Raw genomic sequence first — 24771 nt, forward strand, 5'->3', positions numbered from 1 at the left:
CATGAAAATTGGCAACAGCATGATCGATCCGGAACTGCGTTTCATGGGCAGGGTCATGCGCCTGCTGCTGCGGCCGAAGACGCCTGCCGCTTTCCTGCGGCTGAAGCGCCTGAGCCGGCGCACGATCAAGTCCAGGTGGCCCACCGACATGCGCGTCAGCCAGCGCTGGATACCGCGCCGCGACGGCGAGCGACAGCGGCTGATGATCTATCAGCCGCTGTCGGCACGCAGCGGTCGTCCGGTCGTGCTGTGGCTGCACGGCGGTGGTTACGTGCTTGGCGTGCCGGAGCAGGACAAGGGCAGCTACCGCGATCTGATCGCGGCGGGTGACTGCGTGATCGTCGCACCGGACTACCGGCTGGGCTCCGACGCGCCGTATCCGGCAGCGCTGCACGACTGCTACGACGCGCTGCTGTGGATCAGGCACAACGCGGCGGAACTGGGCGTGCGCGACGACCAGATTGCGGTCGCTGGCGCGAGTGCCGGCGGCGGCCTGTGCGCGGCGCTGACGCTGTACGCGCGCGACCAGGGCGAGGTGCGGATCGCATTCCAGCTGCCGCTGTATCCGATGATCGACGATCGCATGCTCGGCGAATCGGCACGCGACAACGACGCGCCGGTGTGGAACTCGGTGGCCAACCGCGTCGCCTGGCAGGTGTATCTCGGCGATCTCTACGGCCGCGACGATGTGCCGGCCTACGCCGCCGCGGCGCGCGCCACGGATTATCGCGGGCTGCCGCCGACCTGCACTTTCGTCGGTGATCTGGAGCCGTTCCGCGACGAGACCCTGCGCTACGTCGAGCAGCTGAAAGCCGCCGACGTGCCGGTCGCTTTCGAGCTGTTCCACGGCGCGTACCACGGCTTCGACGTGATCGCGCCCAAGGCCGCGATCAGCCGCAGGGCCAAGGCGTTCTTCATCGGCTGGTTCAAGTCCGCGGTGCAGCAGCACTTTGCGCCGCAGCAGGTGAAGCTTGAACGAGCCTGAGCATCTCTTGGCGGTGGTGCCGCTGAAGTCTCCGGAGCGCGCCAAGACGCGGCTGTCGGCGATGCTCGGCCCGGCTCAGCGCCGCCAATTGCAGTACCTGCTGGCCGAGCGTGTGATCCGCGCGCTGCAGGCGACTGCCGGCATCGACACGGTCGCCGTGGTCACCGCCAGCAGCGAAGTCGCCGCCTTTGCCCGCGCGCTGGGAGCGCGCGTGTTGGTGCAAGCGGTGGAAACCGGCACGGCCGGCGCATTCAATACGGCGGTGCAGTCGCTGCGCCGGCATCAGGCCAGCCAGTTGCTGATGATCAGCGGCGACCTGCCGCTGATCACGCCGGCCGCGCTGCAGCGCCTGCTCGATCGCCGGCTGCTGGCGCCACACGCGATCGTGGTGGCCGATCGCCACGGCGTCGGCAGCAATGCGCTGCTGTGCGCGCCGCCTCAGGCACTGCCGCCCTGTTTCGGCACCGACAGTCTGCGCCGTCACCTGAGCACCGCCCGCGAAGCCGGCGTCGCGATCCAGGTGATGCAGGACCCGGCGCTGTCGCTGGACCTGGACCTGCCGGCGGATTTCGAGGCGCTGCGCCTGCAGTGCGGGTCCTGCGCCGAGGCGCTACTCGCGGCACTGCAGGCGGCGCCGCCGACGGCGGAGTCGTCGTCGGGGTCGTCGGTAGAACAGGCGATACGCGCCGCGTAGTATCGTAGGCAGCCGGCAGCATCGAACAACGCTGTTGTTTATGATGTTGCCCAGCATAAGACCAAATACGAGCAGGCACAGCTCAGCCGAGGAGATTGCGATGGGAAGTTCCGCAGCAGCGCAGGGCGACGTCCGGCTCGACCTGAGCGACGTCGATCACCGTGTCGGCCAGCGGGTCGGCGGTGGCCAGCTGTGGGAGCCCTGCGCGGCCAGCGATATCCGCCGCTGGGTCATGGCGATGGATTATCCCAACCCGATCCACTGGGACCAGCAGTTTGCCAGGGCCTCGGAGTTCGGCGGCCTGGTGGCGCCGCAGTCGATGGCGGTGGCTCTGGATTTCGGCCATGGCTGCCAGCCGGCCTGCGTCGGCAAGATTCCGGGCTCGCATCTGATTTTCGGCGGCGAGGAATGGTGGTACTACGGCTATCGCGTACGTCCGGGCGACCAGCTGTTCCAGGAGCGTCGCTTCATCGATTACAAGGTCGCCGACACCCAGTTTGCCGGCCCGACGATGTTCCAGCGCGGCGACACTGACCATCGCAACCAGCACGGTACGATGGTCGCCAAATCACGCTCGACCACGATCCGCTATCTGGCCGCCGAGGCCGAGAAGCGCAAGATGTACGCGGAGAAACTGCCGCCGAAACCGAAATGGACGGCCGCGCAGATCGCCGAAGTCGATCAGCTGCGTCACGACTGGATCCTGTCGAATCGCGAAGGCGTGTCGCCGCTGTTCAGCGCAGTCAAAGTCGGTGATCGTCTGCCGAGGCGCGTGATCGGCCCGCATTCCATCGCCAGCTTCTCCACCGAATATCGCGCCTTCATCTTCAACGCCTGGGGCAGCTTCGAGTGGGTCGGCGTGCCCGGCCAGAAGGATCCGTGGATCAACCAGGACCCGGGCTGGGTCGAAGGTTTCGGCTTCGACGAGGAAGGCGCCAAGATCGATCCGCGCAAACGCGATGGCCTGTATCTCGGCCCGTCACGCGGCCATGTCGACGACGAAAAGGCCGGCGAGATCGGCATGGCACGCGCCTACGGCTACGGTGCAACGATGCAGGCCTGGGTCGTCGACTACCTGGCGTACTGGGCCGGCAACAAGGGCTTCGTGCGCTATTGCAAATCCGATTTCCGCGGCCCGGCATTCGAAGGCGACGTGACCTATTTCAGCGCCGAGGTGGTCGAGACCCAGGCCGAAAGCAGCTGGGGACTGCCGCTGGTCAAAGTCAAAGTAAAGCTCGCCAACCAGGACGGCAGCACCCTGGTCGACGCGGTCGCGCTGGTCGAACTGCCGGTCAGCTGAGATTGTCACCATGAATAGCGCCGCAAGGAATCCGATGCTGTCCATCATTCACGGCATGCCGGCCGAGGAGGAGCAGAGCCTCGGCGCGCTGACCTTGCCCGGCTACCTGCGCGAAGTCACCCAGCGCTACGCACAGCGCGAAGCCATGGTGATGCACGAGGCCGGCGGCACCACGCGCTGGAGCTACGCCGAGCTGTGGCAGCAGTCGCTGGCGGTGGCCAAGGCGCTCAACGCCTGCGGCATCGGCAAGGGCGAGCGGGTCGGCGTGATGATGACCAATCGCCCGGAATGGCTGTCCGGCTGCTTCGGCGCGACGATGGCCGGCGGCATCGCGGCCGGCATCAGCACGTTCTCGACACCGGCCGAACTCGACTACCTGCTGCGCTCGTCCGGCGTGTCGGTGCTGCTGCTCGAGCGCCATGTGCTGAAGAAGGACTTCGCGCAAATCCTGTGCGATCTGGAGCCGCTGATCGGTTCGGCACAACCCGGAGCGGTGCGCAGCACCCAGTACCCGTTCCTGAAATATCTGGCCTGCGTCGGCGATGCCCAGGGTTCGATCGAGAACTGGCAGCGCTTTCTCGAACGCGGCGCCGATGTGCCGGACGCGATCATCGACGCCACCGCGGCGACGGTGACGCCAGCCGATCCCGGCCTGCTGTTCTTCTCCTCGGGCTCGACCAGCAAGCCCAAGGGCATCATCAACGCGCATCGCGGCGTGTGCCTGCAGCTGTGGCGCTGGCTGCGCTTCTACGGAATGCTCAAGCACGGCGACGACGTGGCACAGGCTCCGGACGATGTGCGCTGCTGGTCCGCCAATGGCTTTTTCTGGTCGGGCAATTTCGCGCAGGCCCTGGGCGGCGCGCTGTCCAGCGGCGGCAGCCTGGTGCTGCAATCGACCTTCATCGCCGACGAGGCACTGCGCCTGATGGAGCAGGAGAAAGTGACGCTGGCCGTGGCCTGGCCGCATCAGTGGAAGCAGCTTGAAGAAGCGCCGAATTTCGCCAGCGTGAATCTGTCCTCGCTGCACTATGTCGACCCATCGACGCCGCTAGGCCGGCATCCGAGCGTGAAGACCGACTGGCAGGAGCCGATGGCGGCTTACGGCAACACCGAGACGTTCACGATCTCGTCGATCTTCCCCTCCGGCACTTCGCGCGAGCGCATCAACAAGAGCAGCGGCGAGCCGCAGCCGGGCAACGTGTTCAAGGTCGTCGATCCCCTGAGCGGCGCCGTGGTGCCGATGGGCGAGCGCGGCGAACTCGCGGTGAAGGGCCCGACCCTGATGCTCGGCTATCTCGGCGTGCCGCTGGACGAAACGCTCGACGACGAAGGCTTTTTCCGCACCGGCGACGGCGGCTACGTCGACGCCGAAAACCGGCTGTACTGGGAAGGCCGGCTCAACGACATCATCAAGACCGGCGGTGCCAACGTGTCGCCGCTGGAAGTCGACGCGGCGATCGCCACGCATCCGCAGGTGAAGATGGTGCGCAGCGTCGGCGTGCCGCACGATACGCTCGGCGAGATGATCGTGGCCTGTATCGTTGCCCGCGAAGGCACGGCACCGACCGAAGCCGCGATCCGCGATTTCACCAAGGCACTGCTGGCCAGCTACAAGGTGCCGCGGCGCGTGGTGTTCGTGCGCGAGGACGAGCTGAGCCTGACCGGCAGTTCCAAGATCAAGCTCAGCGATCTGCGCGAGCTCGCGGCGAAGCGACTGGCAGCCGGCTGAGCTGCGAAAGCTCGCGGGCAAGCCCGCTCCTACAATCCTCACCCGTAGGAGCGGGCTTGCCCGCGACCGAATCCGAGCTGGAGGTTGGCGATGAGCAGCACCGCAACGGCACTGCAGCACTGGCTCGACGTTCGTCCCACGACCGAGCAGGCCTACGCCCTGCTCGATCACGCCGACTGGCGCACTCTCGCACCGCGGGCCATCGAGCTGCGCGAGCAGGGCTGGGGCACGCGCATCAGCTACTCACGCAAGGTGTTCGTGCCGCTGACGCAGCTGTGCCGCGACGTCTGCCACTACTGCACGTTCGCGCAGACGCCGCGCAAGCTCGCCAAGCCGTATCTGGAGCCGGACGACGTGCTGCGCATTGCACACGAAGGCGCGGCACTGGGCTGCAAGGAAGTGCTGTTCACGCTCGGCGATCAGCCGGAGCGACGCTATGCCAGCGCCCGCGACGCGCTGAAGCGGCTGGGCTTCGCCAGCACGCTGGATTATCTCGAATACATCGCCGGCCGCGTGCTGCGTGAAACCGGCCTGCTGCCGCATCTGAATCCCGGCCTGATGGGTGCGCAGCAGCTCGACCGGCTGCGTCATGTCGCGCCGTCAATGGGCATCATGCTGGAGTCGACCTCGTCGCGGCTGTGCGAGAGCGGCGGCGCCCACTACGGCTCGCCGGACAAGAATCCCGCGCGCCGGCTCGAGACTTTGCGCCTCGCCGGCGTAGCGCGCGTGCCGATGACCAGCGGCATCCTGATCGGCATCGGCGAGACGCGGCGCGAGCGCATCGATGCGCTGCTGGCGCTGCGCGAGCTGTCGGATCGACATGGCCACATCCAGGAAATCATCGTCCAGAATTTTCGCGCCAAGGCCGGCACCAAGATGCACGCCGCGGCCGAGCCGACGCAGGACGATCTGTGCTGGACCATCGCCGCCGCGCGGCTGATTTTCGGCAGCGCGATGAGCATCCAGGCGCCGCCGAACCTGTACGGCGGCGATCTGCCCGAGCTGATCGAGGCCGGCATCAACGACTGGGGCGGCGTGTCGCCGCTGACGCCGGATCACGTCAACCCGGAAGCGCCGTGGCCGCATCTGGACCAGCTCGCCGCCGATACCGCGCGCGGCGGCGGCGACCTGGTGGAAAGACTCACGATCTATCCGCGCTACGTGCGCGAGCGCCGCGCCTGGCTCGCAGACGAACTGCAGGCGCCGGTGCTGCGCCTGTCCGACGGCGCCGGCTTCGCGCGTCCCGGTGTCTGGTCACCAGGCAGCGCGGAGGCAGCGAGCGCCGACGATCTGCGCGATATCCCTCTCCCTCCGGGAGAGGGTGGCGCGCAGCGCCGGGTGAGGGGCTCCGAGTACGAACCAGGTTTGGCTATCACGGCGAGTCCCTCACCCCTGCCCCTCTCCCGGAGGGAGAGGGGTTCTATCGCGGATTTGATTCAGCGCGCCAGCTCCGGCGTCGAACTCGCCGAGCATGAAATCGCCGGGCTGTTCACCGCGCGCGGTGCTGACTTCGTCAGCGTCTGCAGCGCGGCCGATGCACTGCGCCAGAAAATGCTGGGCGACACGGTCAGCTATGCCGTGGTCCGCAACATCAACTACACCAATATCTGCGTGTACAAATGCGGCTTCTGCGCCTTCTCCAAAGGCCGTGCGCACGAGGAGCTGCGCGGCAAGCCTTACCTGGTGGACCTAGGCGAAATCAGGCGACGCGTGATCGAGGCCTGGGATCGCGGCGGTAGCGAAGTGTGCATGCAGGGCGGCATCCATCCCTCGTTCACCGGCCAGACTTATCTGGACATCTGCCGCGCCGCCAAGCAGGCGGTGCCGCAGATGCACGTGCATGCGTTCTCGCCGCTGGAAGTCAGCCATGGCGCGCAGACACTCGGCATCTCGGTCGGCGAATTTCTCGCCGAGCTGAAGCACGCCGGGCTCGGTTCACTGCCGGGCACCGCGGCGGAAATTCTCGACGACGACATCCGCCGCGAGCTGGCACCGGACAAGCTCGACACTCGGGGCTGGCTCGACGTGGTCGAGCAGGCGCATCGCGCCGGGCTGCCGACGACGTCGACCATCATGTTCGGGCACGTCGAAGGCTACGAGCACTGGGCGCGGCATCTGCTGGCGCTGCGCCGCCTGCAGCAGCGCACGGGCGGACTCACCGAGTTCGTGCCGCTGCCCTTCGTGCACATGGAAGCACCGATGTACCTGCGCGGGCGCGCGCGCCGCGGCCCGACCTTGCGCGAGGCACTGCTGATGCATGCGGTGGCGCGCCTGGTACTGCATCCGCTGATCCCCAACGTGCAGGCCTCGTGGGTCAAGCTCGGGCCGCAGTGGGCGCAGCGCTGCCTGCGGGCCGGCGCCAACGATCTCGGCGGTACGCTGATGAACGAATCGATCAGCCGCGCCGCCGGCGCCGCGCATGGCCAGGAGCTGGCGCCGGCGGACATGCAACGGCTGATCGCCGACATCGGCCGGCCCTGGCGTCAACGCACCACGCTTTACGGCGATGCCAGCGCCGAGCGCATCGCGCGCGCCTGCATCGCCGCGCCGCTGGGCGACGTCGTCAACGCGCCGGTCATGCGCCGCAGCGCTGCGCTGCCGGCGTGAGCGCGCTGTCTTTCCTGCCGATCGCCGGCCTGCCGGAAGTCCAGCCCGGCGACGATCTCGTGCAACTGCTGCAGCATGCGCAGCTCGATGATGGCAATCCCGCCGTGCACGATGGCGACGTACTGGTGGTCGCGCAGAAGATCGTTTCCAAGGCGGAGAATCGCTATGTCGATCTGGCCGCGATCGAACCCGGCATCGAGGCGCGCAGCCTGGCGCAGCGCTGCGGCAAGGATGCGCGCCTGGTCGAGCTGGTGCTGCGCGAATCCAGCGAGGTGCTGCGCGTCGCGCCCGGCGTGCTGATCGTGCGTCACCGCCTCGGCCACGTCGTCGCCAATGCGGCGATCGACCAGTCCAACCTGCCGCAGCAGGGCGAGCGCGCGCTGCTGCTGCCGGCGGATCCGGATGCATCCGCGCGCGCCTTGCGTGCGAGTTTGCAGCAGCAATACGGCATCCGCGTCGCGGTGCTGATATCCGACAGCTTCGGCCGCGCCTGGCGCATGGGCGTCTGCGGCGTCTGCGTCGGCTGCTCGGGCCTGCGGGCGCTGGTCGACCAGCGCGGCCGCCTGGACCGCAGCGGTCGCGCGCTGCAGGTCACGCAGCTGGCGATCGCCGACCAGCTCTGCGCGACCGCGACCCTGGTCTGCGGCGAAGCCGCCGAAGGCCGGCCGATGGTCATCGCGCGCGGCGTCGCGGCGGAATATTTCAGCGAGGAGGAGCACGGCGCGGCCGAGCTGATCCGGCCGATCACGCAGGATCTGTTTCGCTGAGCCTCACCCACGGCGGCTTACTGCCTGCCCGGCGACGGGGCGGTACAAACAAAAAAGGCGCGACTAAGTCGCGCCTTTTTATTTACCGCAGTGAACCTCAGAAGTTCACCCGCACCCTGGCGCCATACATGCGGGGCTCGCCCAGATACGCCGACTCGAAGCCGAAGCTGTTGAGGCCGCCGGTCACGGTGGAGTAGTACTCCTTGTCGAACACATTGGTCACGAACAGGCCACCATCCACCGGACCGCCGTAGATCGAGTTCCAGCTCAGGTTCAGGTTGGTCAGCGAGCGCGGGCTCAGACTCTTGCCGTAGGGCGACGAGCGATTGACCAGGAAGCTGCTCTGGTAGGTGTAGGTCGCTGCTGCCGTCACATCACCGACTTTCGCGTCGAACGGCAAGGTGTAAGCGAGCGTCGCCGCCAGCTTGTTCTTCGGCGTGTACGGCAGCGGATCGCCTTCCACCGCCAGCGGCACCGTGATGTCGTATGGCGGGCTGGCCGGAATCGTGTCGACTTTCTCGATCTTGGCGTTGAGGTAGGCGTAGCTCAGGCTCAGGTTCACGCCGCGCACCGGAATCAGCACCGTCTCCACTTCGGCGCCGTAGATGCGCGACTTGCCGGCATTGACGATGCCGACGTTGCCGGGCAACTGGCCGGTGGAGCTGGCGAAGCCGTTTGACAGCTGCTGATCCTGGAAGTCGTTGTAGAACGCCGCGACGTTGAACGTGCCGCGCACCGGACCATGGAACACGATCTTGCTACCGAGTTCGTAAGTGTCGACCTGCTCCGCGTCATAGCTGATCGCAGCCGATGCCGAGTACGGCGCGACGCCACCCTGGCGATAGCCGCGCGACCACTTGCCGTACAGCAACAGGTCGTCGGTCGGCTTGTAGTCCAGTCCCAGCACCCAGGTAAAGGCGTCGGTTTTTTTGCTGTACTGCAGACGGCAGTCTTCCAGCGACGCGGCCGGTGCACCACCGCGCGGGCTGGTGGCCTGACCGGTATCGGGGTTCGAGCAATACAGCTGCGGCGTATCGTAGCCCGGGCCTCCGAACAGCCAGCGCGCGTTGATCGCGTCCGACTCGACCTTGTCGTTGGTATAGCGAACGCCGCCGGTCACTTTGAGCTGATCGGTCAGCGAATAGGTCGACTGCGTGTACAGACCGAAGTCGGTGTAGTCGATCGTGCCGAGCTGATAGCCGACGTTGCCGACCAGGCCGAGCCGCGGATTGTGCGCACCGATCACGTCGTAGCAATCGAGCGTATCCGGGTTGTCGCAATGCACGGTGTTCTGCGAGCGCGAGCCGTTCGGATGACGGCCCTCGCTGTACTCGAAGTAGCCGCCGGCCTGCCATACCAGGCGGCTGTCCAGCGCGTTGCCCTGGAACTGCAGCTCTTCGGTCAGAGTCGACTGGTCGACGGTGTGGCCGCCGGCAGCCGGCGCCGAGCCCACGCCATAGATGCTCAGGCCGGCGTCCTGCGGACGGCCGACCGCGTCGGTGCCGTAGTTCAGGAAAGTGCCCGAACCCGCCGGGAATTCATGGCTACCGTCCGGAGCCAGGAAGTTGGAACCGTAGAGATTTTCTTTCAGATCATTGGTCAGCGCCGCGTAGCTGGCGATGTTCTTGACCGTCAGCGTATCGCTCGCCGTCCAGGTGGTGGTGTTGATCAGCTGGTACTGCTCGGTTTCGGTGTGGGCGTCCTTCTCGTCGTTGCCGACTCGGTAGTAGCCACCGTCCGCCTCACGCTGCATCTGCGCGTCGGCCATGTTGGCGAGCAGCGCGAAATACGGGTTGGTGGTCGGACCGGGGGTGATCGTCGCGATCACTTTCGGAATCACGCCATTGGTGCTGGACTTGCTCCATGAGGCGATGGTGTAGTTCTCTACGTTCTCGGTGACATCGACCACCAGGCTGGCGCGAGCCGCGGTGTAGCCGACGTCGGCAAAGTCGGTCGGGCCGATGCCGGACTTGCTCTCCAGATAACCGTCGCGATGATTGCGATCGACGCCGAGACGGAAGCGCACGCTGTCATTGAACGGCACGTTGACCACGGCCGTGGTCTGCTGCATGTCGTAGTTGCCGAGCTTGTTTTCGACGAAGCCTTCATAGGCGCCGGTCGGCTTCTGCGGCACCAGCAGCACGGCGCCGCCGGTGGTGTTGCGGCCGAACAGGGTGCCCTGCGGGCCTTTCAGCACCTGCACATTGGCCAGGTCGAAGAACGAGCCGGGGCCGGCGCCTTCGCCGCCCGGCACCGCGCTGCCGCCGCGCGGTGCGACGACGTCGGCAAAGTAGATGCCGACCGACGGCGTGGTGCGTTGTTCCTGAGAGAAACCACGGATCGCGAACGAGGCGTTCTCGCCGCCGTAGCGCGAATTGCTCGACAGCGACGGCGTGTACGTCGCCAGGTCGGTGCCCGAATTCACGTTGCGATCGGTCAGCTGTTCCTGGTTGAACACGGTGATCGAGATCGGCACGTCCTGCAGGCGTTCCTGCACGCGGCGTGCGGTGACGATGACTTCGCCGATGCCGTCATCCGCATTCGTGTTGTCCGCGGTTACGGGCGCTTCGGCGGTGGCAGCCTCTACAGCGGGAGCTGCCTCGGCGGCCGGCGCTGCCTGCTCGGTTGCCGGGGCCACCGGCACATCGGTCGCCGGGGCCTCCTGGGCCACTGCGGCCGCGCAGGCCAGCAAGCCCAAAGTCGTCGCGCACAGCCTTCCCTTGTTGATGCTACTGCTCATGCATTCTCTCCTCACCGCCGCGTGATTTTTAGGCCCGCCCACGAAACGAAGGCGACCTTTATTTGGCATCCGGTCTGGAACATTCATCCGCCGCTAGCGAACGAATCGTTACAAACCTGGCGCAACGCTACCCGTCGCATCGCTGCCAGTCAACACAGTTGTCGATTATCTGATGATCGCGGTTTTTACCCGTTGAAAAGCCGACATTGATGGCATTTAAATGCCAGCAATTGACGGGCTTTTGCGCGCTGTCTGATATCGATTAAAGGACACGGCACAGCAGGCTACGGCCGGCTTTATTCACCATTCGAGCATTCGAAGTGCATCGATATCGATGCCGCGACGCAATGTCGATATCCGGCCATCTTTCGTCGATGTTGAAATGCTGCCGCCATACGCAGCCGGCCCCACATCATCGCAAGGGCCCGATTGCAGCCGATCGCAGCATTGCCGCAGTCAAAGACGCTGGGTAGCCTGAACCGGCGCCCGGTGCGCTGCCACGGAGCAAGAACCAGTGAGCCGAGTTTCCGAGCTTTTGCGCCAGGCGCGCTCGACGAGCGCGCTCGACGATTTTGGTGAGGACAGCTTCCGCGAAGGCCTGGAGCGCCTGGTCGATGCCGTCGACCGCGAAGCGCGCTTGAGCGAACGCGGCCGCATCGGCTTCGACCTGCAGGTCGTCGATCTGCTGGTCAACCGTCTGCAGGTCGAGCACTGGTATCGCCTGCATCCGGAAATCGACGAGCAGCAGATCGTGGCGCCGCTGATTGGCCTGGGCCTGCCGCGCACCGGCTCGACGGCGCTGTCGTGCCTGCTCGCCGAAGATCCGCAGGTGCGCTCGATCCGCAACTGGGAGGCGCTGATGCCCTGCCCGCCGCCGGAGACCGCGACCGAGTTCAGCGATCCGCGCATCGAAATCGCGCAGCGCCTCGTGCTGAAGCGCCAGCAGATGTTCCCGCGCAAGATGGCGATGCTGCCGTCGTCGGCGACGATGCCGACCGAGTGCCAGACCTATATGGGCTACGACTTCAAGAGCCATCTTTTCCAGGCGCTGTGGCAGGTACCGTCGTATGCGCGGTGGCTCAACCACGACGCCGATCTGGTGCCGACGTATCGCTACGTCAAGCGCGTGCTGAAGCTGCTGCAATGGCGCTGCCCGCCGCATAGGTGGCGGCTGAAGAATCCCAGCCACATCGTGTTCATCGACGCGCTAGACGAAGTGTTCCCCGACGCGCGCTACTGGATGACGCATCGCGATATCGGCAAGGTGATTCCTTCGGTCGCGGACCTGTACCACGAGCTGATCAGGGCCTCGTCGGACCAAGTCGACAAGACCTATATCGGAGAGCTGAGCGCGCACTGGTGCGAGCTCGGCATGCGCAAGCTGATCGCGTTCCGCGACGCCGGCAACGACTCGCGTTTCTTCGACATTCATTTCGTGCCGTTCCAGAAAGATCCGTTCACGGCGATCGCGAAGCTCTACCAGTTTCTCGGCGAGCCGCTCGGCGCTGAGGCGCTGGAGCGCATGCAGGCCTGGCGCCGCGACACGCCGCGCGACCAGCACGGCGAGCACCATTACGACGCGGCCGATTTCGGCATCGACCTCGGCCAGCTTCGCGAACGCTTTGCTTTCTATACCGAGCGCTTCGGTATCGCCGTTTCCAGTTGAAGTAGACGAGAAACCCCGTCCGTCCCCAGCAGACCACACCGTGCTCGGGTCCCTCGATACGCCGCAAAGCGGCTACTCGGGACGAACGGGGTTTCGTGGAATCATCAAACGCATGCAGGAGACAGCCATGACTCTAAGCCCACAGCAACTCAGCGGCGGCCTGGCGCTGGACAAGGACTGGGTGCTCCCCGGCCAGCCCGAGCATCCGGAGATGCGCGAAAGCGTGTCGGTGTGGCTGTTCGACGACAGCGGCCAGTTCGCGTTTCCGCGCGGCGGCATCGAGGCCGAGTCGCAGTCCTGGGACAAGCGCCTGCTGCAAGCGAACTTCGCATTTACCGACGGCCGGGTGATGAGCGGCGCCGGCCGCGCGGCGGCGCCTTCTGCGATCGACGACGCCGGCAAGCCGGCGATCATCGGCGCCGGCGCGCTGCGCTTTCGGTGCATCGAGCCGTTCAGGCGCTGGACGATGCACTTCGACGGTCCGGCTCGCGACGGCACTCATGCCGACCAAGCCGACGGCAGCTTCAAGACCACGAGCAGGACCGCACCGGTGAAGCTCGACGTCGACATGACGATGGTGACGCCGGCCTGGGTGCAGGAAGTCTGCGCCGACAACGCGAAGATGAGCGCGCAGGAACTCGCCAATGCGCAGGCAATGGGCCTGGGCTACCGCTTCGAGCACCACTTCCGCGCCCGCGGCAGGCTGCAGATCGACGGCAGAACGCGCGACTTCACCGGCACCGGCACGCGCATCCATCGCCAGAGCATCCGTCGCCTCGACGGCTTCTACGGCCATTGCTGGCTTTCGGCGCTGTTCCCGGACGGCCGCGCCTTCGGCTGTCTGGCATATCCGCCGCAGGCCGGGCAAACTGAATACTCATACAACGACGCTGTTGTTTACCAGGACGGCAAGCTGTACCCGGCGCGCATCGTCAAGGCGCCGTTCCTGCGGCGTATCGTTTTTGCAGGCGATGACGTATCGGTCGAGCTACAATCGGAGCTCGGACTGACGCGCATCGAAGGCCTCACCACGCTGTCGACGTTCCGTGTCGGCAACCCGGATATCGGCGGCCTGAACCTGCAGCAGGGCGCGGCGTGTTTTACCTGGGATGGGCAAAGCGCCTACGGCATGGTCGAGCGGTCCAGTCACGAAAGCCTGACCACGATCGGCTAAGAACATACAACAGGAGACATCATGAAAATCGACTCATCGCTGGCTGCCGTCGTCACCGGCGGCGCTTCGGGCCTGGGCTATGCCACGGTGCAGGCGCTGCGTGCGGCCGGCGTCAAAGTCGCGATCTTCGACCTCAACCCCGAGGCCGGCGAAAAGGCCGCGGCCGACACCGGATCGCTGTTCTGCCAGTGCGATGTGCTCAGCGACGACAGCGTCGACGCCGCTTTCGCCAAGGCGCGCGCCGCCCACGGCCAGGAGCGCGCGCTGGTGTGCTGCGCCGGCGGCGGCAACTCGATTCTCACCGCCAAGCGGGACAAGACCACCGGCGAGATTTCCATCTTCCCGTCGGACAAGTTCGAGTGGGTGCTCAGGCTCAACACGGTTGGCACGTTCCGCTGCGTGACGCGCTCGGCGGCCGGCATGATGACGCTGGAGCCGATCGACGGTGAGCGCGGCGTGATGGTCAACACCGCTTCGGCCGCGGCGACCGATGGCCAGATGGGCCAGGCTGCCTATTCCGCCGCAAAGGCCGCGATCGTCGGCATGACCTTGACCATCGCGCGCGATCTCTCGCGTGAAGGCATCCGCATCAACACCATCCAGCCCGGCATTTTCGACACGCCGGCCATGGCGCGCGCGACGCCGGCGATGAAGCAGGCGCTGGGCGCGATGGTGCCGTTCCCGCCGCGCATGGGCGAAGCGCCGGAGTACGCGAGCCTGGCGCTGGAGATGATCCGCAACGGTTACTTCAACGGCGAAACCGTGCGGCTCGACGGCGCCATCCGCATGCAGCCGAAGTAAGCCGCGCATGGATGCAGAAGCGCTGCGCGCGGCCGGCTGGGCCTCGATGGAAGCCAGCGGTTTCACCGGCTACATCGCGCCGCTGTGGCGGCGCGGCACGCCGGGCGTGGACCGCGCGGTCGGCTTTCTTGCCGACGAGCGCCACACCAACTACCAGCAGACCGTGCACGGCGGCGCGCTGATGACCTTCGCCGACATCGGCCTGGGCTGGGTCGCGGCCGACGCGCTCGGCCATACGCGCTGCGTCACCGCGCAGCTGGCGATCCAGCTCGTCGCCAGCCCCAAGGTCGGCGACTTCATCAGCTGCCAGGCGGAGCTGGTGCGGCGCACTTCGCAGATGGTGTTCGTGCGCGGCCTGATCAAGGCGGGGGACAGGACCGTGGCCAGCGCCGACGGCATCTGGAAAGTGCTGGAGCTGCGGCCTTAGGGAACCTCTGATCAAGTCCTGCACGTCCGCGCCGGCGTCAAAACCGGCGCGATGCAAGGAAGGCGCGACGATGTGTATTGGACCTACATGAGGAGCGACTGACGCCGCAGCGTGCCGGTTTTGACGCCGGCCCTTCGGGTTGCCCCGGAAATGTCGCCATGCCGCGTTGCTCGTCCCTTGTTTGGAATCACCAAACCGCGGGACTCGCGCCTTGCCTGGCGGCATTTCCGGGGCAACGCGGGCGCGCAGGACTTGATCAGAGGTTCCTTAGCGGAACGTTGCTTCACGTGGCGCGGTTTCAGCGCGGCGCGGTCGCCTGCAGGCGCGCGCGGCCAGCCTGCTGCTGATACTGGCGTGGTGATTCGCCGGCAGCGCGTCGGAACGCCGCGGCGAAGTTGGTCGGCGCAGTGAAGCCCAAGGTATAAGCAACCGCCTTGACGCTGCGGCCGGCGGCCAGCATCCGCTTGGCATGCGCGATGCGCTGCTCCTCCAGGTACTGGCCGATCGAATAGCCGCGGCTGGCGCGAAACGAACGCGTCAGATGGCGCACCGATACGCCGCAGAGCTGCGCCAGCTCCGACAGCGAGGGCGCAAGCGGATCGCCGCTGACGCGCTCGTCGATCAGCCGCAAGCGCCACGCTGCCAGGCCGCCGGCAGGCCGCGCCCGCTGCTCGATGCCGAACAGGTGCCGCGACAGCTCGATCGCCGTCTGCGCCGCCATCAGCTCGATCATCGCCGAGCTGGCGAAGCCCGGCTCGCGCAGTTCCGCGGCCATGCCCGCGAGCAGATGGCGGATGCGCGTGCTGCCGATGTCCAGGCTGCCGCGCAGGCGCCGCTCGGTCCACGGCAGCTCGCCTTCGAACCACTCGGCCACGGCCGGCGGATCGAGCCGGCAGATCAGCGAATGCTGCTGACGGCACTGGCTGCGCGCATGAAACAGCTGCGCGGCCGGCAGCAGAAACACTTCGCCGATCGGCTCGAAGCGATCGGCGCCCCACAGCTCCGGAAAGCAGCCGCGCTGCTCGCCGACCCGGGGCAGCATCGACAGCTCCAGGTGATGCTGCGTGCCGGCCTTGCAGGTGTCGATCGGCGCATCCCAGGAGTTGCGCACCAGTTGCACGCGGCCGATGCGCAAAGCCATATCGGCGTCGACCTGCGTCGTCCTGCCCTGCTGCCCGCTCAGTTGACGCTGCATTCTTCCGCCTCCGATTGCATGACCGCCTGGCGCATCGCCTTCATGCCGAGAAACAGCAGCGCCGCGGCCAGGGGGCAGCAGATCGCAACCGCCGTGGCCAGCCCCAGGCCGATGCTGCGCCCGCCGTTGGCAGCGCCGCCGAACACCTTGTCGGACAGCGCGGCGATCAGGATGGGCCCGACGTCGGCGCCGATCAGCCCGGCCGTCGCGTTGAAGAACGCGACGCCGGTACCGCGCAGTTCGTTCGGCGTCACCAGATTGAGCGCGGCATTGGCGCAGGCAACAAATGGCGACAGCACCGCAAGGAACAGCCAGATGAAGCCCAGGAACAGCCAGGGGCTGCTGCTGGTGAACGCGATCACGCCGGCCGGCGTCGCCAGCAGCAGCGCCGCCGCATACCAGCGGAACTGCGCGTCGCGCCGGCCACGGCGATACATCGCGTCCACGGCCAGCCCACCGATCAGCTTGCCGACGATGCCGGACAGCACCAGCGTGATGCCGAGATACAGGCCGATCCTGTCGGCCTTCCAGCCGAAGCTGCGGCCCATGTAGGCCGGATACCAGGTGCCCGAACCGGTGACGATCATCGCCGCCAGACCGAAGCCGGCGTAGTGATACGCAAAGAAACGCCCGCGTCCGCGAATGAAGCGCAGCATCGCGACGTAGTAGCCGACCGCATCGCGCCAGAACGCGCCGGCGCGGCGCTGCAATGCGCGACGACCGCGACGCAGCGGCTCGGGCACCGCGAAGATCAGCAGCGACAGCAGCGCACCCGGTACGCCGACGATAAAGAACGTCGCCTGCCAGGAGCGCACCTCGCCCACCAGCGGCAGTACCAGGGTGTCGGACTTCGACACCAGGCTGACGATCAGGCCGCCGAACAGATAGGCGCACCCGGAGCCGACCGTGGAGCCCATCGCGTACACCGCCAGCGCCGTGGTCAGGCGCTGGCGCGGGAACAGGTCGGTGATCATCGAGGTCGCGCAGGGATTCAGTGTGGCTTCGCCGGCGCCGACACCGACGCGCGCGAACAGCATGTGCCAGAAGCTCGCGGCGAAACCGCAGGCAGCGGTGGCCGCCGACCAGATCATCACGCCCGCGTAAATCACCCAGCGGCGATTGAAGCGGTCCGCCATCGCACCGGCGAGCAGGCCCACCACCGAGAAGGTGATCGCGAATGCCGAGCCGTGGAGAACGCCGAACTGCAGATCGGTCAGCCCGAGATCGCGTTTGATCGGATCGACCATCAGGCCGATGATGAAACGGTCGAGGACCGACAACCAGTACAACAGCGCCAGCACGCCGGTCGCGTACCAGCCCACGGCCGAAGATGGATACGCGGCCTGTGCCGGCGCGGCCGGGCTGGCAGACTCCAGTGCGCTCATTCAGACTCCTGTCTCGCTGCGCTCGCCGACACCGCGGCGCGCTGGTGGTGATGAAAACCGTCTCGGCGAACGGCTCAAATCGAAGATGGCACCGAGGACCGCGCCGCATGCCCCCGCTTTCCGCCGCCAAAAAACCAACGCGCTACCTCGCCCTGTCCGGCGGCGTCGGCGGCGCCAAGCTGGTCCACGGACTGGCGCAGGTGCTGCCTGCCGAGGCGCTGATGGTCGCGGTCAACATTGGTGATGATTTCGAGCATCTGGGCCTGAGCATCTGCCCCGATCTCGATACCGTGCTGTATACGCTGGCCGGCGTGGTCCATCCGCAACAGGGCTGGGGCCGCGCCGACGAAAGCCTGGGCGTGCTCGACGAGCTGCGCCGCCTCGGTGGCCCGGACTGGTTCACGCTCGGCGATCGCGACATCGCGCTGCACCTGCTGCGTAGCCAGCTGCTGGCGCAGGGCCTGAGCCTGAGCCAGGTCAGCAACGAGCTGGCGCGCCGGCTCGGCGTCGACGTTACGGTCTTGCCGGTCAGCGACCAGCGGCTGCGCACCACGGTTTACACCGACCAGGGTGCGCTCGCGTTTCAGGATTACTTCGTGCGCCTGCGCTGCGCGCCGGTACTGCGCGCGCTGGATTTCGTCGGGGCGGCTCAGGCGCGGCTGGCGCCGGCGGTGCGCGAACTGCTCACCGGCGACGATCTCGCCGGCGTCATCGTCTGCCCGTCCAATCCCTACCTCAGCCTGGCGCCGATGCTGGCCATCGCCGAGCTGCGCGAGCTGCTGCGCACCGTCGCCGCGCCGGTGATCGCGGTGTCGCCCATCGTCGCCGGCGACGCGATCAAGGGCCCGACCGCGAAGATCATGCGCGAGCTCGGCGTGCAGCCTCAGGCCGGGATCATCGCCGAGCTGTATGCGGACTTCGTCGATGCGGTGATCGTCGACGTGGCCGATGCGGCGCTGGCCGACGGCGATACCCGCTTCGACGTCGCAGCGACGGTGATGAAGACCGCCGAACATCGTGCGGCTCTGGCGCGGCATTGCATCGCGCTCGTGCAGCGGCTGCGCAGCTGAGCGCGTCACGCGGCCTTACGACACCACGCGGCCGCCGTTGACGCCGATGGTCTGGCCGGTGACATAGCTGGCGCCCTCCGATGCCAGCCAGGCGCAGGCGTCGGCGATGTCCTCGGGCTCGCCGGTGCGGCGCACCGGCAAGGTCTTCAACAGCTCGTCCTGGGCGATGTTCATCTGCCCGGCCGCAGACGAAGCCTGCGACATTTCGGTGTTCATCACCGAACCCGGCGGAATGTTGTTGACGGTGACGCCGAGCGGGCCGAGTTCGCGCGCCAGCGATCGGGTCAGCGCGACGATCGCGCCCTTGGACGCGGAATAGTGCGCCATGCGCACCGCGCCGGTCTGCGCGCTCGACGACGACAGGTTGATGATGCGCCCCCACTTCGCTGCCTTCATGTCCGGCAGCACGACCTGGGTGACGATGAACGGACCTTTGAGGTTGACCTCCATCATCCGGTCCCAGGCCGCGTCGGTCAGATCCTCGAACGCGGCAAAGCCGGTGATGCCGGCGTTGTTGACCAGCACCGTGACCGCGCCGAAAGCCTCGCGCAGTTTGGCGACGGCAGCGACGACCTGGGCGCGATCGGCGATGCTGGCTTTCAGCGCGATCGCCTTGCCGCCGGCCGCCTGAATCTCGGCGACCACCCTCTCGCAGCCTTCGATATTCAGATCGAGCACGCCGACTGCCATACCGTCGCGCGCCAGGCGCAGCGCACAGGCGCGGCCGATACCGGCCGCCGCGCCCGTCACCAATGCTGTCTTGCTCACCGTGCTTCTCCTCGCATATCGTTTTCTTGTCCTCCTATTTTGCTGAGCATCGCTGTTGATTACCAGCACCGAGGCGCCGGCTGAGCACGAATTACAAAAAAGACGGCGGCTAATGCCGCCGTCTTTCTGGTTCACGACCTCGCTGTCGCGCTAGCCAAAGCGATAGCGCAGGCGCATGCCGTACATGCGCGGCTCGCCGACCGTGGCGAATTCGGCGCCGTTGTTGCCCAGGCCCGGAATGAACTGGTAGTACTTCTCGCCGGTCAGGTTGGTCGCGAACAGCGACAGGTCCACCGGGGTGCCGAAGAACTGCTCCCAGCCGGCATTCGCGTTGAGCAGGTTCAGGCTGTCGATCTGCGCGTAGCTCCTGCCGTAGATCGCGGTCGTCGCGTCGTCGTAGATGTAGTTGGTGGTCTGCTTGTCGGTGTAGACGTAGTTCAGGCCCAGCGACACCTTGCCGATACTGGCGTCCAGCGGCAGCGTGTAGCTGCCGCCCAGGCTGAGCTTGTTCTTCGGCGACAGCGCCAGCGGATCACCCGGCGCAATCGCAGTCGAGGCGACGTAGTTCGGATCGGCGCTCACCACCGGGTCGATCTTGCGGATCGTCGCGTTCAGATAGGTGTAGCTGGCCTGCAGCGTCAGGCCCCTGAACGGGTTGATCGAGCCTTCGACTTCAGCGCCGTAGATGCGCGACTTGCCGGCATTGACGATGCCGGTGGTCGGCGAAACCGGCGACGGCGTGCCGTTCTCGTCGACGCTGGCATTGAAGCCGTACTGCAGCTGCTGGTTGGAGAAATCGTTGTAGAAGGCGGCGACATTGAAGGTGCCGCGCACGACCTCGTGGAAGCTGGTCTTCATGCCGACTTCGAAGCTGTCCACTTTCTCGGGATCGAAGGTGCGCAGGCCGCTGGGCGCATTCGAGAACACGCCGCCGGCGCGATAGCCACGCGCGTACTTGGCGTAGGTCAGCACATCGGTCATCGGGAAGTAGTCCAGGTCGATCAGCCAGGTCGGCTTGCTGGATTTCTTCTCGAACGCCGCGTCGCAGCCGGGCGAGCTGGCCGCATCGGTGCAGGTCGCCGTCGGCGCGTCGGTATACGGCGGCACCACCGGGAACTGGTAGGTGATGCGCGTGGCGTCGTTGGTCTGCTTGTCGCGGGTGTAGCGGATACCGCCGGTGAGCTTCAGCTGCTCGGTCAGCGCATAGGTCGACTGCGCATAGATGCCCTGATTGCGATAAGTGGTTTCGCCCACGGTGTAGTTGACCGAACCGACGTGGGTTTCCTGCGCGAAGCCCGACAGCGCGGTAAAGGTGCTGCCCAGCGAGTCGAAGCAGTCGAGCGTGCCAACGTCCGCGCAGTTGACCAGCTGCGGCGACTGGTTGCCGGACTTGCCCAGTGGGTCGCTCCATTCCAGGTAGACGCCGGTCTGGTAGGTCAGACGGTTGTCGTCAGAGCCGCCCTGCAGCTGCACTTCCTCGGTGTAGGTCGACTGGTCGGCAGTGCGGTGGCCCGGCGCCGGGAAAATGCCGGTGAAAATCTGCGGAATGCCGCGAAAAAACAGCGGCTGGTAGGCCGGTGACAGGTTGGCGACATCCCAGTTGATACCGAACAGCGGCGTCTTCTGGTAGTCCTTGAACTGCGCGTAGCTGGCGATGTTCTTCACCGTCAGATTGTCGCTGGCGTTCCAGGTCGTGGTGTTGATCGCCTGCCACTGCTCGATGCGCGACACCGCGCCGTCTACCGCGCCCGCGACGTCGTAGAAGCCGTTCTTGCCGGCAGCTTTCTGCGCGTCGAGCTGTCCACATGAGAACACGCCGATGAAGTTGCGCAGGCCGGTAGCGAAGTCCGCCTGGCTCTGCGGAGCAGCGCCCGCCGGGTTGCAGTCGATCAGCTTCTGCACGCTGCCGTTGGTGTCCGACTTGCTGTAGGACGCGATGGTGTAGTTCTCGACGGACGGGCTCAGGTCGAGCACCAGGCTCGCACGCACCGCGTCGTAGTCGATGTCGTTGTAGGCACTCGGGCCGACATCGGCGACGTTCTTCAGATAGCCGTCGCGCGTCTGGTGGTCGTAGGCGACGCGAAAACGCGCGCCTTCACCGAACGGCGTATTGAACACGCCCTGGAAGCGGCGCATGCCGTAATTGCCGATCGAACCTTCGGCATAGCCTTCGGTATTGCCGGTGGGTTTCTGCGGCACCAGCAGCACCGCGCCGCCGGTGGTATTGCGACCGAACAGCGTGCCCTGCGGGCCCTTGAGCACCTGCACATTCTGCAGATCGAAGAAGCTGCCGGGTCCGACGCCGTCACCGGCCTGGGTTCCCTGCGTCGGCCCGCGCGGCGCGACGACGTCGGCGAAATAAGTACCGACCGAGGGCGCGGTGCCGGCGTCCTGCACGAAGCCGCGGATCGCGAAGCTCGCGTTCTCGCCGCCGAAGTTGTTGTTGGCAGTCAAGGAAGGCGTGAACGCAGCCAGGTCCGTGGCGCTGGTGACGTTGAGATCGCTCAGCTGATCCTGGTTGAATACCGTGATCGAAATCGGCACGTCCTGCAGCTTTTCCTCGATGCGACGTGCGGTGACGATGACTTCGCCGATGTCATCGGGGGCGCCGCCGGCTTGCGCCGCGGGCGTGGCATCGGCCGCCGGTTCTTCCGCTGCCGGCGTTGCCGCCTCGGCGCTCGGAGCCGCTTCGCTTTCCACCGCCGTCTGCTGCGCGACGGCCGGCCATGCCAGCCCCAGGGCCAGCATCGCGCATAAGGAACCCGACAACGGCACCCTGCTGTTTCTGTCGTTCATCACTTCTCCTCACACCATTGGATGGCAGCACTCGCTTGTGCGCGCTGATCGGCGTACATCGGGCGCCGGTGGAGCGAGAAGTTTCGCCACGGGTCCAGAACCAGAGCGCGCCACGTCAATGCCGCCACGTCCGCGTTATGCGGCCACGCGACTGCAAGGACACCACGCCATTCGGGTGCTGCAACCAGGAACCCCTCTCCGCCACACCATCTTTTTTTGCGCTCACCGGACTAGCAGCGCGCAGTGCGACTCTTCGGACGCCTGCACACCGTCGCAACGCGACGGCAATGGACGCTACTCCCGGAAATCGCTATCAGTCAACGCTGTTGAGTTGCAACCGATAGCCGGCATCGCAGCGGCTGCCAGACGGCGACACAACGCCATCGCAATGGCCGGGTTTCGACAGGAAGATGGCGAGTACCTGCGCGCAATGAACGCGCAGTCAATACGGGGCGCTAAGCCGGCACGTCGCGATGTGCTTGCTCGCACGCGCAATGGCGGCAGAGCGCTGACAGCTTTGCACAATGCCTTTCGTCAAAAGCCGCTTCGGACACGGCGAGCGCTCGCATCAGGCGCCAGCGCGCATCGCCGCGCCGAGTTTGCGCAAGGTCGGACTAGTTCGAGTAGCGGCCGCCGTTGACGCTGAGCGTGTGGCCGGTGATGTAGCCGGCGTCTTCGGACGCCAGGAACGCGATCGCGGCGGCCATGTCCTCGGGCCGTCCCGCGCGCTTCATCGGCGAAGCCGCGGCAACCTGATCGACGACGCTGCCGATCGGGCTGCCGCGCAGCATCGGCGTGTCGACGAAACCCGGTGGCACGTTGTTCACGGTGATGCCGCTGGATGCGACTTCCTGCGCCAGCGCCTTGGTGAAAGCGATCACGCCGCCCTTGGACGCCGCATAGCAGCTCATCTGCGCCGAGCCGGTCTGCGCGCTGGAAGACGAGACATTGATGACGCGTCCCCACTTCGCCTGCAGCATGTCCGGCAGCACCGCCTGGGTGCACACCAGCATGCTCTTCAGGTTGACGCTGATGACCTTGTCCCAGGTCTCCTCATCCATCTCCATAAAGCTGCGGAACAGGGTGATGCCGGCATTGTTGACCAGGATGCCGATCGCGCCGAACTGCGTGTGCGCCTGCTGCACGGCGGCGTCGACCTGATCGCGGCGCGACACATCGACACGGCTGGCGATCGCCTGGCCACCGGCCTGCCGGATGTCGTCTGCGGCGGCGGCGGCACCGGCTTCGTTGAGATCCCAGATCGCGACCCGCGCGCCGTCACGGGCCAGGCGCTTGGCCGTGGCCAGACCGATGCCCGATGCAGCCCCGGTGACGATGGCGACTTTTCCGTCGAAAGACATGCAGCGCTCTCCTGTCGTAAGGTTTGATTCGCCGCCGGCGTGCCGAGGCGAACACAAAACTTAGGGCAGGGGGCGATGCTTAATCAAGCGCCGATTCAACAGCAGTGTTGATGAGCGGCCGGCACAGCCGCGGCGAAGGCGCCTGGAGCGTCTTCGCCGCGCAGCCGGCTACTTGGCCTTGCGGCTGGTTGCGCCGGCGGCTTTCTTCGTTGGTTTTTTCGGAATCTGCGCGGCCAGGCTCGGATACTTCTCAGGCCGCATGTTGCCGTACAGGCTCAGGCGCACGATCTCGCTGGAGAAGCGCTTGGCCATGGTCGTGCGCTCCTTGGCGGTGCGGGTGTGGGCGCGCGCCCACACCGGCCACAGGAAGGTGCCAATGATCATCAGCACGGTGTGCACGTCGACATCGATCCCGGGCTGGGCCGCATCGGACTTGGCGAACTTCTGGAATCGCTGGCGGTACAGCTTCCAGAACGGGTCGCTGGCCGGATGCGGCGAGCTCAGCACATGGAACAGCCAGGCGCGGCCCAGCTCCGGGTTTTCCATCGCGAACAGGGTCATGTGCTCGCTGACTTCCTGGGGATCGACCAGCTCGATCGGGCCATTGAGCTTGTCGCCGAACACTGCGTCGCAGAGCCTCTCGCTGACCCAGCCGGTGGTCGCATCGACCAGCTGCTCGCGCGTCTGGAAGTGCTGGTAGGCGGTGCCGCGGTTGACCTTGGCGAGCTGGGCCACCTGGGACACGCTCAAGCCTTCAGGGCCATCCTTCGCCAGCAGCGTGCCGGCTGCTTCCAGGATCGCGGCACGCGTTCCATCGGGATCCCGCCGACGCCGCGGTTTGGCGGCAGCCGTGTCGTTCTTCTTCAATGCCATCCCCAGCCTGTAAGGTTAATCGCGCGATGCTAGCGGATATTGCTCGAAACCGACATAAAACCGCCATACACGCTGGGTTCGGGTTTCGCACGTCCGCCTAATACTTGAAATATATAGCATTCGCCAGCGACGGCCTATGCGGCGGCGGATGGCGACGTCAAGGCCGGCCGGCCATTGCAGAAACCGCCGGCGCGCTGGCGCAGAGGCTCCGGGACGCCGTCCGATATGCGCGCCCGGCAAAACCAACCCCCATTTGCCGCCAGCGCCGGGAACCGGCGCGGCAGGTGCCCGGAAGGCGCTCGGGCGACGATGCCGATTATGGTCATCAGTGATGTGCATTTGCCGCTTCAGACTGGTTTTTGCGCCACACTGCGCTTGAAATCGGCGCTGGCGTCGGCGTAGATTCCGTGCACACGGCGGCGCGAGTCCGCCC

The 24771-nt window shown here is 66.2% G+C and carries 18 protein-coding genes; 11 read left to right on the forward strand and 7 right to left on the reverse strand.

Translation table 11 applies throughout. The features are described from left to right. Position 1: 1 nt before the first annotated feature. The 6 genes from ACQZF9_RS19570 to cofE all read left to right on the forward strand — a co-directional run bounded on the left by ACQZF9_RS19570 (position 2) and on the right by cofE (position 8082). Positions 2-985 carry an alpha/beta hydrolase gene (locus ACQZF9_RS19570; protein WP_428310646.1) on the forward strand — a complete coding sequence of 328 codons (984 nt, stop codon included), beginning with the start codon at positions 2-4 and terminating at the stop codon, positions 983-985. Further along, the gene (gene cofC, locus ACQZF9_RS19575) at positions 972-1679 is read left to right on the forward strand and encodes a 2-phospho-L-lactate guanylyltransferase (protein WP_428310647.1); all 708 of its coding nucleotides are present in this window, start codon (positions 972-974) and stop codon (positions 1677-1679) included. Before ACQZF9_RS19570 ends, cofC begins: the two co-directional genes overlap by 14 nt. 100 nt (positions 1680-1779) lie before the next feature. Further along, the gene (locus ACQZF9_RS19580) at positions 1780-2979 is read left to right on the forward strand and encodes an FAS1-like dehydratase domain-containing protein (RefSeq protein ID WP_428310648.1); all 1200 of its coding nucleotides are present in this window, start codon (positions 1780-1782) and stop codon (positions 2977-2979) included. A gap of 10 nt (positions 2980-2989) precedes the next feature. After that, positions 2990-4708 (forward strand): class I adenylate-forming enzyme family protein, encoded by a 1719-nt coding sequence (locus tag ACQZF9_RS19585; RefSeq protein ID WP_428310649.1) that lies wholly within the window; start codon positions 2990-2992, stop codon positions 4706-4708. Between the two features lie 90 nt (positions 4709-4798). Further along, positions 4799-7315, forward strand: a complete 2517-nt coding sequence (locus ACQZF9_RS19590) for a bifunctional FO biosynthesis protein CofGH (protein WP_428310650.1) — start codon at positions 4799-4801, stop codon at positions 7313-7315. Then, the gene (cofE, locus tag ACQZF9_RS19595; protein ID WP_428310651.1) at positions 7312-8082 is read left to right on the forward strand and encodes a coenzyme F420-0:L-glutamate ligase; all 771 of its coding nucleotides are present in this window, start codon (positions 7312-7314) and stop codon (positions 8080-8082) included. The genes ACQZF9_RS19590 and cofE overlap by 4 nt, the downstream gene beginning before the upstream one ends. Before the next feature lie 97 nt (positions 8083-8179). Here the strand turns inward: cofE and ACQZF9_RS19600 are convergent, their stop codons facing one another. Next, positions 8180-10822 (reverse strand): TonB-dependent receptor, encoded by a 2643-nt coding sequence (locus tag ACQZF9_RS19600; protein ID WP_428310652.1) that lies wholly within the window; start codon positions 10820-10822, stop codon positions 8180-8182. 514 nt (positions 10823-11336) lie between these two features. On the opposite strand from ACQZF9_RS19600, the gene ACQZF9_RS19605 reads away from it, so the two are divergent. From ACQZF9_RS19605 to ACQZF9_RS19620, 4 genes are all read left to right on the forward strand, one after another. After that, on the forward strand, positions 11337-12488 hold the full coding sequence (locus ACQZF9_RS19605) for a sulfotransferase family protein (protein WP_428310653.1): 1152 nt from the start codon (positions 11337-11339) through the stop codon (positions 12486-12488). A 127-nt stretch (positions 12489-12615) separates the two neighbouring features. Beyond that, positions 12616-13662 (forward strand): hypothetical protein, encoded by a 1047-nt coding sequence (locus ACQZF9_RS19610; protein ID WP_428310654.1) that lies wholly within the window; start codon positions 12616-12618, stop codon positions 13660-13662. 21 nt (positions 13663-13683) lie between these two features. Further along, complete coding sequence (locus ACQZF9_RS19615) at positions 13684-14463, forward strand: SDR family NAD(P)-dependent oxidoreductase (protein ID WP_428310655.1); 780 nt, start codon at positions 13684-13686, stop codon at positions 14461-14463. Positions 14464-14470: 7 nt separating this feature from the next. Next, a complete protein-coding gene (locus ACQZF9_RS19620; protein ID WP_428310656.1) occupies positions 14471-14890 on the forward strand; it encodes a PaaI family thioesterase in 420 nt (139 codons plus the stop codon). A gap of 298 nt (positions 14891-15188) precedes the next feature. Here the strand turns inward: ACQZF9_RS19620 and ACQZF9_RS19625 are convergent, their stop codons facing one another. After that, positions 15189-16085: a helix-turn-helix transcriptional regulator gene (locus tag ACQZF9_RS19625; RefSeq protein WP_428310657.1), complete on the reverse strand. Its 897-nt coding sequence runs from the start codon at positions 16083-16085 to the stop codon at positions 15189-15191. Next, positions 16070-17470: an MFS transporter gene (locus tag ACQZF9_RS19630; RefSeq protein WP_428310658.1), complete on the reverse strand. Its 1401-nt coding sequence runs from the start codon at positions 17468-17470 to the stop codon at positions 16070-16072. Before ACQZF9_RS19630 ends, ACQZF9_RS19625 begins: the two co-directional genes overlap by 16 nt. A gap of 107 nt (positions 17471-17577) precedes the next feature. Here ACQZF9_RS19630 and cofD point away from each other — a divergent pair, with 107 nt between their 5' ends. Further along, positions 17578-18540 carry a 2-phospho-L-lactate transferase gene (cofD, locus tag ACQZF9_RS19635; protein ID WP_428310659.1) on the forward strand — a complete coding sequence of 321 codons (963 nt, stop codon included), beginning with the start codon at positions 17578-17580 and terminating at the stop codon, positions 18538-18540. 15 nt (positions 18541-18555) lie between these two features. On the opposite strand, the gene ACQZF9_RS19640 is transcribed toward cofD, so the two are convergent. From ACQZF9_RS19640 to ACQZF9_RS19655, 4 genes are all read right to left on the reverse strand, one after another. Further along, the gene (locus ACQZF9_RS19640; RefSeq protein WP_428310660.1) at positions 18556-19308 is read right to left on the reverse strand and encodes an SDR family NAD(P)-dependent oxidoreductase; all 753 of its coding nucleotides are present in this window, start codon (positions 19306-19308) and stop codon (positions 18556-18558) included. A gap of 150 nt (positions 19309-19458) precedes the next feature. After that, entirely contained in the window at positions 19459-22104 is a 2646-nt protein-coding gene (locus ACQZF9_RS19645; protein WP_428310661.1) for a TonB-dependent receptor, read from the reverse strand. A gap of 614 nt (positions 22105-22718) precedes the next feature. Next, entirely contained in the window at positions 22719-23465 is a 747-nt protein-coding gene (locus ACQZF9_RS19650) for an SDR family NAD(P)-dependent oxidoreductase (protein ID WP_428310662.1), read from the reverse strand. A 168-nt stretch (positions 23466-23633) separates the two neighbouring features. Next, positions 23634-24338: a TetR/AcrR family transcriptional regulator gene (locus tag ACQZF9_RS19655; protein WP_428310663.1), complete on the reverse strand. Its 705-nt coding sequence runs from the start codon at positions 24336-24338 to the stop codon at positions 23634-23636. Positions 24339-24771: the final 433 nt, after the last annotated feature.

The organism is Hydrocarboniphaga sp., assembly GCF_965279055.1.
In the GTDB taxonomy this organism is placed as follows: domain Bacteria; phylum Pseudomonadota; class Gammaproteobacteria; order Nevskiales; family Nevskiaceae; genus Hydrocarboniphaga.

What these genes read in the sequence shown, in the direction of transcription:
- ACQZF9_RS19625 (WP_428310657.1), bottom strand. Translation starts at nt 16,085, where the DNA reads ATGCAGCGTCAACTGAGCGGGCAGCAGGGCAGGACGACGCAGGTCGAC.
- ACQZF9_RS19645 (WP_428310661.1), bottom strand. Translation starts at nt 22,104, where the DNA reads ATGAACGACAGAAACAGCAGGGTGCCGTTGTCGGGTTCCTTATGCGCG.
- ACQZF9_RS19615 (WP_428310655.1), top strand. Translation starts at nt 13,684, where the DNA reads ATGAAAATCGACTCATCGCTGGCTGCCGTCGTCACCGGCGGCGCTTCG.
- ACQZF9_RS19620 (WP_428310656.1), top strand. Translation starts at nt 14,471, where the DNA reads ATGGATGCAGAAGCGCTGCGCGCGGCCGGCTGGGCCTCGATGGAAGCC.
- ACQZF9_RS19655 (WP_428310663.1), bottom strand. Translation starts at nt 24,338, where the DNA reads ATGGCATTGAAGAAGAACGACACGGCTGCCGCCAAACCGCGGCGTCGG.
- ACQZF9_RS19600 (WP_428310652.1), bottom strand. Translation starts at nt 10,822, where the DNA reads ATGAGCAGTAGCATCAACAAGGGAAGGCTGTGCGCGACGACTTTGGGC.
- ACQZF9_RS19630 (WP_428310658.1), bottom strand. Translation starts at nt 17,470, where the DNA reads ATGAGCGCACTGGAGTCTGCCAGCCCGGCCGCGCCGGCACAGGCCGCG.
- ACQZF9_RS19610 (WP_428310654.1), top strand. Translation starts at nt 12,616, where the DNA reads ATGACTCTAAGCCCACAGCAACTCAGCGGCGGCCTGGCGCTGGACAAG.
- ACQZF9_RS19585 (WP_428310649.1), top strand. Translation starts at nt 2,990, where the DNA reads ATGAATAGCGCCGCAAGGAATCCGATGCTGTCCATCATTCACGGCATG.
- ACQZF9_RS19570 (WP_428310646.1), top strand. Translation starts at nt 2, where the DNA reads ATGAAAATTGGCAACAGCATGATCGATCCGGAACTGCGTTTCATGGGC.
- ACQZF9_RS19650 (WP_428310662.1), bottom strand. Translation starts at nt 23,465, where the DNA reads ATGTCTTTCGACGGAAAAGTCGCCATCGTCACCGGGGCTGCATCGGGC.
- ACQZF9_RS19580 (WP_428310648.1), top strand. Translation starts at nt 1,780, where the DNA reads ATGGGAAGTTCCGCAGCAGCGCAGGGCGACGTCCGGCTCGACCTGAGC.
- cofD (WP_428310659.1), top strand. Translation starts at nt 17,578, where the DNA reads ATGCCCCCGCTTTCCGCCGCCAAAAAACCAACGCGCTACCTCGCCCTG.
- ACQZF9_RS19590 (WP_428310650.1), top strand. Translation starts at nt 4,799, where the DNA reads ATGAGCAGCACCGCAACGGCACTGCAGCACTGGCTCGACGTTCGTCCC.